The following is a 10,248-nucleotide window of genomic DNA, read 5'->3' as shown; positions in this document are numbered from 1 at the left end:
GAGAGAAATTGGCTCAATAGTGCAAAAGATAGATAGATACTATCCAAGTTCGCAAATTTGCCATGTTTGTGGTACAAAAAATCCTGAAACTAAAAATTTGGCAGTTCGTGAGTGGATTTGCGCAAAGTGCAAAACCAGCCACGATAGAGATAGAAATGCTGCTATAAATATATGGAAGGTTGGGGCATCAACCTTCTTTGGAGAGATATAGTAAGACCTGCTATTTTAGTAGGCAAGTATCGTTTGTATCCAAGAATCCCCTGCATTTAGGCATGGGGAGTATGTCAATTTTGGCTTAAATCGTGGAAAATCCATGAAAGAAATAATGACAAGTGTAGAAGATGCAGTAAAAACTATTGCGATGATTTTACTTGTTGTTGCAGGTGGCGGTGTTTTAAAACAGATTTTAATTGATAGTGGATTGGGAACATATATCGGTAGTTTAATTCATGGTTCAGATATGTCTCCATTATTGATGGCATGGTTGATTGCTGCTGTTATCAGAACTTCTGTTGGGTCTGCAACTGTAGCAGCACTCACAGCAGGTGGTATCGTAGCACCATTAATTCCACTCACTGGTGTAAGCCCAGAACTTATGGTATTAGCAGTTGGTGCAGGTAGTGTAATTTTCAGTCCACCAAATGACCCAGGATTTTGGCTATTTAAAGAGTTCTTTGGCTTAACTATAAAGGGAACAATTCGCACATGGTGTGCTTTAGAAACTATTATTTCCGTTGCAGGTATTATTGGTGTAATGATTTTAAATGCAATCTTATTTTGATAGTTTTTGAAGATTTTATGCAAATAAATTATAAATAAAGAAGATAAATGTATTTTATGAATAATTTAGTAGCTGAATTTTAGACATGCGATAATATATTGTACGAGAAAAATAAAAAAGCTACCTTATTGGTAGCTTTTTTTGATAGACAGTTGTACAATATAGATATATTTTTTTAATTTTTAATGGGGGAAAATAAAATTTATGAAATCAAATATAGCAGTTATTGGTATGGGTGTAATGGGAAGCTGTTTAGCTTTAAATATGGCAAATCATAATTTCAAAGTAGCTGTATATAATTATACTCCAGATTTAACAGAAGCTTTTATTAAAAATCATCCACATGATAATATAACAGCTTTTTATGATGTAAAATCTTTAGTGGAAGGTATGACTCGTCCTCGCAAATTCTTTATCATGGTAACAGCAGGTAAAGCAGTAGATAGTGTAATTGAAAGTCTTTTACCTTATTTAGATAAAGAAGATATCATCATGGACGGTGGAAATTCCTTCTTTAAAGATACACAAAGAAGATATGAATATGTAACTTCTAAAGGATTTAAATATTTTGGTGTTGGTGTATCTGGCGGTGAAGAGGGAGCACTCAATGGTCCAGCATTAATGCCAGGCGGTAATAAAGAAAGTTATAAAGAAATCAAAGAAGTTTTAGAAGCTATTTCCGCTAAAGCTGAAGATGGTAAACCTTGTTGCACATATATTGGTGAAAACGGTGCAGGTCATTATGTAAAAATGGTGCATAATGGTATTGAATATGCAGATATGCAACTTATTGCTGAAGCTTATTTATTATTAAAACATGTTGGTGGATATGAAAATTCTCAGATTGCAGATATTTTCAATGAATGGAACCAAGGTGAATTAAATAGCTTCTTAATTGGTATTACAGCAGATATCTTTAAAGAAAAAGATGATTTAGGCGAAGGCGAATTAGTAGATAAAATCTTAGATAGTGCAGGGCAAAAAGGCACAGGTCGTTGGACAAGCTTAGCTGCTTTAGAACAAGGTGTGAATACATCTATTATGACAAGTGCTTGCAATGCTAGAAATATCAGTTCTTTCTATGAAAAACGTCAACAATTAGCAGAAAGTGGTTTGAAAAAAGTATTACCTGTAGAAATTGATGCAGATTTTGTAGAAGATGTAAGACGTTCTTTATATACAGCTAAAATTGCAGCATATGCTCAAGGTCTTGCTCTTTATAAAAGCGCTTCTGAAACATATGATTGGAATTTAAACTTAGGTGATATTGCTTCTATTTTTAGAGCTGGTTGTATTATTCAAGCGAGATTTTTAAATAATATAACTAATGCTTATCAGCAAGAACCTAATTTAGATAATTTAATTGAAAATGAATTCTTTGCTGAAAAAGTAAAAAATAATCAGCAATGTTTAAGAAAAATTGTAGCTAAAGCTATTTTAGCAGGTGTACCAGTACCAGCTTTTGCCAATGCAATTTCTTATATTGATGGTTTGAGTACAAAAGTTGTAGGTGCAAATCTTATTCAAGCTCAAAGAGATTATTTTGGTGCTCATACGTATAAACGCATTGATAGAGAAGGTTCTTTCCATCATCAATGGCAAAAACATTTTGATAGATAAAATATAAAAAGAAAAAGCAGACTTTTGTCTGCTTTTTTTTTATAATATAAAGTATTGGAATGAATTAAAAGTGAGGCGTTTTTAGTGAAGATTGCATTTAGTGATTTTGATGGGACATTATATTTTCACCATGAAGATATCATACCGCAAATAAATATAGAAGCTGTAAATGAATGGAGAAGTAAAGGCAATATCTTTGTTTTATGTAGTGGAAGAGATGTTCATTCTTTAATGCATGAAGTAAATAATCAAGAGCTTACTTATGATTTTGTAATTTGTAATAATGGTGGAACAATTTTTGATAAGAATTTGAAATTAATAAAATCATTTCCTCTAGATAAAATTCAATTAGAAAAACTTGTTCATAGCGATATTGCCAAAGAAAGTTGGCATATTTTATTTTCATCAGCAGAAAAAATGAGAACAACGATAAATAGCCCTAAATCACAGTTGTTAAAGTATTTTGAGTCTGAAAAATATAAAAATCAAGATATCATTCAAAAAATAACTGTAGAACAAGCTTTATCTGAAATGAATGTAATACAAATTAGTTTAGCCTATGAAACAGAAGAAATTGCTAACAATTATGCTAAACGTATAAATAGTGAATTTGAAGGAGCTTTCTTAGCTAATATGAATTTAAATTGTATAGATATATGTGCTAAGGGAATAAATAAAGCTCAAGGAGTCAAAGAATTATTGAATTTACAAAAAGATAAATACTTTGAACAGGTTTTAACAATAGGCGATGCTCAAAATGATGTGCCTATGATAAAAGAATTTGAAGGATATAGTTTAAATTCAGCAACTATGCATGCTAAAAATGTTGCAACAAAGTTGTATGATAGCGTAGGCGAAATGTTATTAGATAATTTATAAAATATAAAAAACCTAAAAATGTATACTATAAAATGTATGCACTTTTAGGTTTTTTTGTTATGTTTATAAACTGAATTTATGATTTTTTAGTATAAATATAATTTAAGTTATAGTTTATTTTGAAATATTTTTAAAATTTTAAAATAAATATATATTACCTATTGCAAAATTAATCAAAAAGTTGTATGATAATAGCAAGTTAAATAAACCGGTGGATTTACAAGCATAAAATTTTTATAAAACATTATTAAGGAGTGAAATTATGAAAAGATTAGTAGCAGCGTTAACCGGTCTTACCATGTTGGCTTTTTGTGTAGGATGTGGAAGTGATAACAGTTCTAGTAGTGGAACTGAAAGTGGAGCCGCAAAAGATGGTAAAGAAATTACAATAGGTTATTCTCAATTAGGTGCTGAATCTGAATGGAGAACAGCACAAACAGAATCTATTAAACAAGCAGCAAAAGATGCAGGAATAAATCTCCAATTTTCAGATGCACAGCAAAAACAAGAAAATCAGATAAAAGCAATTCGCTCTTTCATTGCACAAGGAGTAGACTTAATTGCATTTACACCAATTGTTGAAACTGGTTGGGATACTGTTTTACAAGAAGCAAAAGATGCAGGTATTCCAGTAGTTATTGTTGACCGTGATGCAAAAGTAAGTGAGGATTTATATGTAGCTAAAATAGGTACAGATTCAAAAGCTGAAGGTAAAAAAGCTTTTGAATGGATTGACCAATATATGAAAGCACAAAATAAAACACCTCGTGATGGAGGTAGTGTATATAATATAGCAGTACTCGAAGGTACTGTAGGTTCTTCTGTAGCAATTGGACGCTCTGAAGGTTTTGAAGAAGCAATGAAAGCATCTCCAGATGCAAGTAAATATCAGATTTTAATGTCTCAGACAGGTGAATTTACACGTCAAAAAGGTCAAGAAGTTATGGAATCTTTCTTAAAATCTGGTGGTCGTGATAAAATCGATATTTTATTCTCTCAAAATGATGATATGGCTTTAGGTGCTATTCAAGCTATTGAAGCAGCTGGATTACAGCCAGGTAAAGATATTGTAATTGTTTCTGTTGATGGTGTAAAAGGTGCTTTCCAGGCTATGATTGAAGGTAAATCAAATTGTACTGTTGAATGCAACCCATTACAAGGACCATTGCTCATGGAAACAGCTAAGAAGATTTTAAATGGTGAACAAGTAGATAAAATGGTATATATGGAAGAAGGAGTCTTCCCAGCAGATGTTGCTGAAAAAACATTACCAGAAAGAAAATATTAATTTCATTGTGTAATAATTACTAGAAATAGTAAAAAGCCGTACTTGGCTTGAACGGCAAGTACGGCTTATTTTGTATAAAATTTTACTTGAATGAGGTGAGAATATGGGTGATGTTCTCTTAAAAATGCGAAATATAGATAAAATATTTCCAGGAGTTAAAGCTTTATCTAATGTAGATTTTACTTTACGAGCTGGTGAAATTCACTCATTAATGGGAGAAAATGGAGCAGGAAAATCTACATTAATTAAAGTTCTTACAGGTGTTTATCATCGTGATGGTGGTACGATTACTTTAAATGGTAAAGAAATTTCACCAAATAATCCAAAAGAAGCACAAGAATGTGGTATTTCTACTGTATATCAAGAAGTAAATTTATGCCCTAATTTAACTGTTGCAGAAAATATTTTTATTGGACGTGAACCTAAAAAATTTGGTTTTATTGATTGGAAACAAATAAATAAACGTTCTGCTGAATTGTTAAATAGTCTAAATATTCATATTGATGTGACAAAAACACTAGATCATTATTCTGTCGCTATTCAACAAATGATAGCTATAGCACGTGCTGTTGATGTTGATGCTAAAATTTTAATTCTTGATGAACCAACATCTAGTTTAGATGAAGAAGAAACAAAACGTTTGTTTAGCATTATTCGTCAATTACAAAAAAAGGGAATGGGAATAATTTTTATTTCACATTTCTTAGAACAAATTTATGAATTGTGTAGTAGAATTACAATTTTACGCAATGGCGAATTAGTTGGAGCATATGATATTGATAAATTACCACAGGTAGAATTAATTGCTAAAATGGTTGGTAAAGATTTAGATTCTGTAAAAGAATTTGATAAAATGGGTGCTAAAAGTGTACCATCAGATGAGGTATTTCTTGAAGCTAAAAATATCGGTTGTACTGGTAAATTGAATAATGTAGATTTAACTATACATAAAGGCGAAGTAATTGGTCTTGGTGGTTTACTAGGTTCTGGTCGTACAGAAACAGCCGAATTGCTATTTGGAGTAAATTCAATTACTAAAGGAGAAATTATAATTAATGGTAAAAAAGTTAATTTAAAAAATCCAATTGAAGCAATGAATGAAAAAATAGCATTTTGTCCAGAAGATAGAAAAGTACAAGGAATAATAGGTTCATTAAGTGTTCGTGAAAATATTATTTTGGCATTACAGGCTAAAAAAGGAATGTTTAAATATATACCATATAAAGAACAGGTAGTATTTGCAGATGATTGTATTCAATTATTAAAAATAAAAGTTTCTGATAGAGAACAATTAGTAAGTAATTTAAGTGGTGGAAATCAGCAAAAAGTTATTATTGCTCGTTGGCTTATAACAGAACCTAATTTATTAATATTAGATGAACCAACACGTGGTATTGATGTTGGTACAAAGAGTGAAATTCAAAAAATGGCTGTAGCTTTAGCTAAATCTAAAGGTATGTCTGTTATATTTATTTCTAGTGAAATGGATGAAATGATTAGAACTTGTACAAAGATAACAGTTATTCGCGATCGTAAAAAAGTTGCAGAAATAGAAGGCGACAAAGTTACTTCAGAAAACATTATGAAAGCTATTGCTGGAGGTGAAGTTTAATGGATAAATTAAAAAAATTTAAATCTAGTTCAATTTTTTTACCTTTAGTTGCTTTAGCAATTTTGGTTATTTTTAATATTATTTTTGTTCCAGGATTTTTAGATGTTGAGATAACACAGGATGGTAGATTATATGGTCGTGTGTTTGATATTTTAAATCGTTCATCATCTTTGATTATTCTTTCATTAGGTATGACTTTTGTTATTGCTACAGCAGGTATTGATATTTCTGTAGGTGCAGTAGTTGCTATTTCAGGTGCTGTTTGTTGTAGTCTTATTGGTGGTAGAGGCGATGGTGTAGCTGAATATCCAATGATTGTAGCTATGATTGCAGCTGTTGCAGCTGGTGTTATCTGCGGTATGTGGAATGGTTTTTTAGTAGCAAAGATAAAGATACAGCCAATGGTTGTAACACTTATTTTAATGGTTGCAGGTAGAGGTATTGCCCAGTTACTTACTGAAGGACAAATTATAACAGTTTATTATGCACCATTTAGCTATATTGGTGGAAATATTCCAGGTAATATAATTCCAAGTCCAATTATTATTGCAATTTTAATGATAGCATTAGTTGTGTTTATATTGAAAAAAACATCTCTTGGTTTGTTTATTCAATCGGTAGGTATTAATCCAACAGCAAGTAGATATGCTGGTATAAATGTTGCTTTAATTATCTTTTTAGTATATGCTTTTTCTGGTTTTTGTGCAGGTGTTTCAGGATTAATTGAAAGTTCGTTGATTCGTGCAGCAGATGCCAATAATGCTGGGTTAAATATGGAAATGGATGCTATCTTAGCAGTAGCTTTAGGCGGTACATTATTAAGTGGTGGTAAATTTTATATTGGTGGTAGTATAATTGGTGCTATTACTATTCAAACATTAACAACTACTATGTATGCAATGGGAGTAGCTTCTGACCAATTACCAGTAGTAAAAGCTATTGTTGTAATTATTTTATGTTTAATTCAATCTAAACATTTCCGTGAAATTTTTAATAAGAGCAAAAAAAATACAGTAAAGGCGGTGGATAAAGCATGAATATGAAACAATATATAAATTCCGCAATAGCCTCAAGATATTTTCAATTTTTTGTAACTGTAATATTATTCATAGTACTATATGGTATTGGTATAGCGATGTATAATGGTTTTTCTAGACCACAAGTTTTTTGGAACTTGCTTATTGATAATGCATCTCTAATTATTGTTACTGTTGGTGTAACTTTTACAATTATCACTGGTGGTGGTGGTATTGATATTTCTGTAGGTGCAGTTGTTGCACTTGTATGTATGTGTTTAGCATATTTATTACAAAATACAGAACTTGCAATACCTGTAGTTATCTGTTTAGTTTTATTAATTGGTATTGTTATAGGATTTGTCCAAGGATATTTGATTTCAGTATTTAAGATGCAACCCTTTATTGTAACATTAGCAGGTATGTTTTTTTGTCGTGGTATGACAGCTGTTATTTCTAGAGATACTATTAATATTGATAATCCAAGTTATGTAGCTATTGCTTCAGAACGTATAAATATGTTTGGAACAGGATTTATTTCTGTTGGTGCTTTGGTAGCATTAATTGTATTAATTATTGCCATTATAGTATTAAAATATACAAAATTTGGTAGAACTATATTTGCAATTGGTGGTAATGAAAATTCTGCATCCTTAATGGGTTTACCTGTAACAAAAACTAAAATTTTAGCATATGTAATAAGTGGTTTTTGTGCAGCTTTAGGTGGTGTAGTATATTCTTGGACTATGTTATCTGGATATACATTACATGCAATGGGCATGGAAATGGATGCTATCGCTTCTTCTGTCATTGGTGGAACATTATTAACTGGTGGGGTAGCTTTTATGCCAGGTACTATATTTGGTGTATTAATTCAAGGTATAATTCTCACCTTTATAACTTTTCAGGGAACATTGTCTGCTTGGTGGACTAAAATCGTAGTTGGTGCATTGTTATGTATATTTATCATTATGCAAGCATTAATTACTGAACATAAAAATAAATTAACATCTAAGAGTTCAATGGAAAGTAATAAATAAAAATAGAGGTGAAGATAATGGTAGGTATAGTAATAGTCTCACACATGGTAAGCATTGCTGAAGGTGTTAGAGATATGGCAAAAAAAGTAGTCCCAAATGAATTGAAAATTATTGCTGCTGGAGGTACTGCTGATGGTAGTTTTGGCACAGATAGTGCAAAAATTTGTCGAGCCATTGAAGAGGCAGATGATGGACAAAATGGTGTAATTATCATTACAGATGTAGGTAGTTCTATCATATCAGCAGGATTAGCGATTGAAGGATTATCTATGCAGTTGCATCAACGTGTAAAAATAGCTGATGCTCCAATTGTAGAAGGCGCTATTGCAGCAGCTAGTGAAGCAGCAAAAGGTAGCGATTTAATGACTGTATTAAATGTGACAGAAACTGCAAAGAGTGTATCAAAAAGAGGATAAACACATATAGTAAAAAAATGGGGGAATGTTGTATATTACAATATTTCCCCATCTTAATATTTTTAATAATTAGTTGTATTATTTAGTAGTTATTTGGTAAACTATATAGATACACATATAAATATAAAAAAAGAAGTTGTTATATTTATAAAAGGAAGGACGGTGTGGAAATGGCAACGGCAGATGCTCCGAAATATATAGATTTAATGAACTGGATAAGAGAGCAAATTTTAAGCGGAGAATTTAGTGTAGGCATGAGATTGCCTTCTGAAAATGAGTTGGGAAAAAAATTCTCAATTAGTCGTCAAACAGTAAGACAGGCAACTAGTGTACTAGAAAGCGAAGGATTGCTAGAGAGAAGACGTGGTAGCGGAACATATGTATGTGCTTCAAAATCAGCAATAAAGAAAAAAACAAGAAATATAGGTGTTGTTCTAACTTATTTAGATGATTATATTTTTCCAAGTATTGTACAAGGAATAGAGAAAGTATTGACTAAAAACGGCTATTTCATGCAGTTAGCTTTTACCTATAATAGAGTGGAAAAAGAAGCATATATTTTAGATACTATGTTGAAAAACAATATTGATGGCTTAATTATTGAGCCATCAAAAAGTGGTATACCATATATCAATACAGATTTTTATCAAAAAATAAAATCAGCAGGAATACCATGTGTGTTTATCCATGCTGATACTAATCCGCCAATGAATATACCAAGTGTGCGTATGGACGATTATCTAGCAGGGCAATCTGCTGGTGAATATCTCATAAAACATGGTCATGAAAAGATTGCTGGTATTTTTAAATCTGATGATATGCAAGGTCAATTGCGTTATTCAGGTGCGATTAATGCTTTGAAAAAACATAATTTATTGCAATCAGAAAAAAATATGTTTTGGTATACAACAGAAGATATCAAACTTATTATGAATGGTGAATTAGACCGTGAAATCTTAAGACGTCTAAATGATGCTACAGCCATTATTTGTTATAATGACCAGATAGCAAGATATTTAGTCGATTTATTTACTAAAATTGATAAAAAAATACCAGATGATATTTCGATCATAAGTTTTGATGATTTGGAATTAGAGTCAGCTATTGGGTTAACAACTTTTGCTCATCCTAAGAAAGAAATGGGAAAAACAGTGGCTATACAACTTTTGAAATTGATGGAAAATCCAAGTTTGAATGTCAGTGTGAAATTCCCACCAAATCTAGTAGAAAGAGAATCTGTAAAAACATTTTAAGCGAGTCATATGACTCGCTTTTTTTATAGAAAGATAAAAGAAAATAAATAAGATATAGGGAAAATAATGACAAGAGCAGGCAAGATATTAACAATGCTGACAATAGAAATGCCAATCATATTCAAGCTTAAAATAATAGTCAATAATCCACCGATAGAAATAAAATCTAAAATCATAGTATTAGAGATAAATACCATTAAAAATTGCGAACAAAAGAAAAGACCGCCCATGATGATAAATTGAGGTATATTGACATACTCCCCATGCCTAAATGCAGGGGATTCTTGGATACAAACGATACTTGCCTACTAAAATAGCAGGTCTTACTATATCTCTCCAAAGA

At 31.2% G+C, this 10,248-nt stretch carries 10 protein-coding genes and 1 pseudogene; 10 read left to right on the top strand and 1 reads right to left on the bottom strand.

The features are described 5' to 3' along the window. The 10 genes and pseudogenes from F553_RS11990 to F553_RS0110970 all read left to right on the top strand — a co-directional run. Positions 1 to 211 (top strand): zinc ribbon domain-containing protein (locus F553_RS11990; protein ID WP_018999943.1); only part of this gene is annotated, 211 nt, incomplete at its 5' end. Between the two features lie 78 nt (positions 212 to 289). Then, positions 290 to 781, top strand: a pseudogene (locus F553_RS0111010) (GntT/GntP/DsdX family permease); the annotation flags it as partial. Between the two features lie 204 nt (positions 782 to 985). Then, complete coding sequence (gndA, locus tag F553_RS0111005) at positions 986 to 2,401, top strand: NADP-dependent phosphogluconate dehydrogenase (protein WP_019000138.1); 1,416 nt, start codon at positions 986 to 988, stop codon at positions 2,399 to 2,401. Positions 2,402 to 2,485: 84 nt separating this feature from the next. Continuing rightward, positions 2,486 to 3,280 (top strand): HAD-IIB family hydrolase, encoded by a 795-nt coding sequence (locus tag F553_RS0111000; RefSeq protein ID WP_019000137.1) that lies wholly within the window; start codon positions 2,486 to 2,488, stop codon positions 3,278 to 3,280. 262 nt (positions 3,281 to 3,542) lie between these two features. Further along, the gene (locus tag F553_RS0110995; RefSeq protein WP_019000136.1) at positions 3,543 to 4,568 is read left to right on the top strand and encodes an ABC transporter substrate-binding protein; all 1,026 of its coding nucleotides are present in this window, start codon (positions 3,543 to 3,545) and stop codon (positions 4,566 to 4,568) included. Between the two features lie 103 nt (positions 4,569 to 4,671). Continuing rightward, complete coding sequence (locus F553_RS0110990) at positions 4,672 to 6,180, top strand: sugar ABC transporter ATP-binding protein (protein ID WP_019000135.1); 1,509 nt, start codon at positions 4,672 to 4,674, stop codon at positions 6,178 to 6,180. Then, on the top strand, positions 6,180 to 7,217 hold the full coding sequence (locus F553_RS0110985; RefSeq protein WP_019000134.1) for an ABC transporter permease: 1,038 nt from the start codon (positions 6,180 to 6,182) through the stop codon (positions 7,215 to 7,217). The genes F553_RS0110990 and F553_RS0110985 overlap by 1 nt, the downstream gene beginning before the upstream one ends. Next, positions 7,214 to 8,236, top strand: a complete 1,023-nt coding sequence (gene yjfF, locus F553_RS0110980) for a galactofuranose ABC transporter, permease protein YjfF (protein ID WP_019000133.1) — start codon at positions 7,214 to 7,216, stop codon at positions 8,234 to 8,236. The genes F553_RS0110985 and yjfF overlap by 4 nt, the downstream gene beginning before the upstream one ends. Positions 8,237 to 8,253: 17 nt before the next feature. Next, positions 8,254 to 8,652 (top strand): dihydroxyacetone kinase phosphoryl donor subunit DhaM, encoded by a 399-nt coding sequence (gene dhaM / locus F553_RS0110975; RefSeq protein ID WP_019000132.1) that lies wholly within the window; start codon positions 8,254 to 8,256, stop codon positions 8,650 to 8,652. 170 nt (positions 8,653 to 8,822) lie between these two features. Further along, entirely contained in the window at positions 8,823 to 9,905 is a 1,083-nt protein-coding gene (locus F553_RS0110970) for a GntR family transcriptional regulator (RefSeq protein ID WP_008539385.1), read from the top strand. 23 nt (positions 9,906 to 9,928) lie between these two features. Here F553_RS0110970 and F553_RS0110965 read toward each other — a convergent pair whose 3' ends face one another. Next, complete coding sequence (locus F553_RS0110965; RefSeq protein ID WP_244263956.1) at positions 9,929 to 10,102, bottom strand: DUF554 family protein; 174 nt, start codon at positions 10,100 to 10,102, stop codon at positions 9,929 to 9,931. Positions 10,103 to 10,248 lie beyond the last annotated feature (146 nt).

This window comes from Megamonas rupellensis DSM 19944 (genome assembly GCF_000378365.1).
GTDB lineage: Bacteria > Bacillota > Negativicutes > Selenomonadales > Selenomonadaceae > Megamonas > Megamonas funiformis.
Note: the sequence above shows the minus strand (reverse complement) of the source record. Positions and strands in the feature narration are given on the sequence as shown.

What these genes read in the sequence shown, in the direction of transcription:
- gndA (WP_019000138.1), top strand. Translation starts at nt 986, where the DNA reads ATGAAATCAAATATAGCAGTTATTGGTATGGGTGTAATGGGAAGCTGT.
- F553_RS0110995 (WP_019000136.1), top strand. Translation starts at nt 3,543, where the DNA reads ATGAAAAGATTAGTAGCAGCGTTAACCGGTCTTACCATGTTGGCTTTT.
- F553_RS0110990 (WP_019000135.1), top strand. Translation starts at nt 4,672, where the DNA reads ATGGGTGATGTTCTCTTAAAAATGCGAAATATAGATAAAATATTTCCA.
- F553_RS0110985 (WP_019000134.1), top strand. Translation starts at nt 6,180, where the DNA reads ATGGATAAATTAAAAAAATTTAAATCTAGTTCAATTTTTTTACCTTTA.
- yjfF (WP_019000133.1), top strand. Translation starts at nt 7,214, where the DNA reads ATGAATATGAAACAATATATAAATTCCGCAATAGCCTCAAGATATTTT.
- dhaM (WP_019000132.1), top strand. Translation starts at nt 8,254, where the DNA reads ATGGTAGGTATAGTAATAGTCTCACACATGGTAAGCATTGCTGAAGGT.
- F553_RS0110970 (WP_008539385.1), top strand. Translation starts at nt 8,823, where the DNA reads ATGGCAACGGCAGATGCTCCGAAATATATAGATTTAATGAACTGGATA.
- F553_RS0110965 (WP_244263956.1), bottom strand. Translation starts at nt 10,102, where the DNA reads ATGGTATTTATCTCTAATACTATGATTTTAGATTTTATTTCTATCGGT.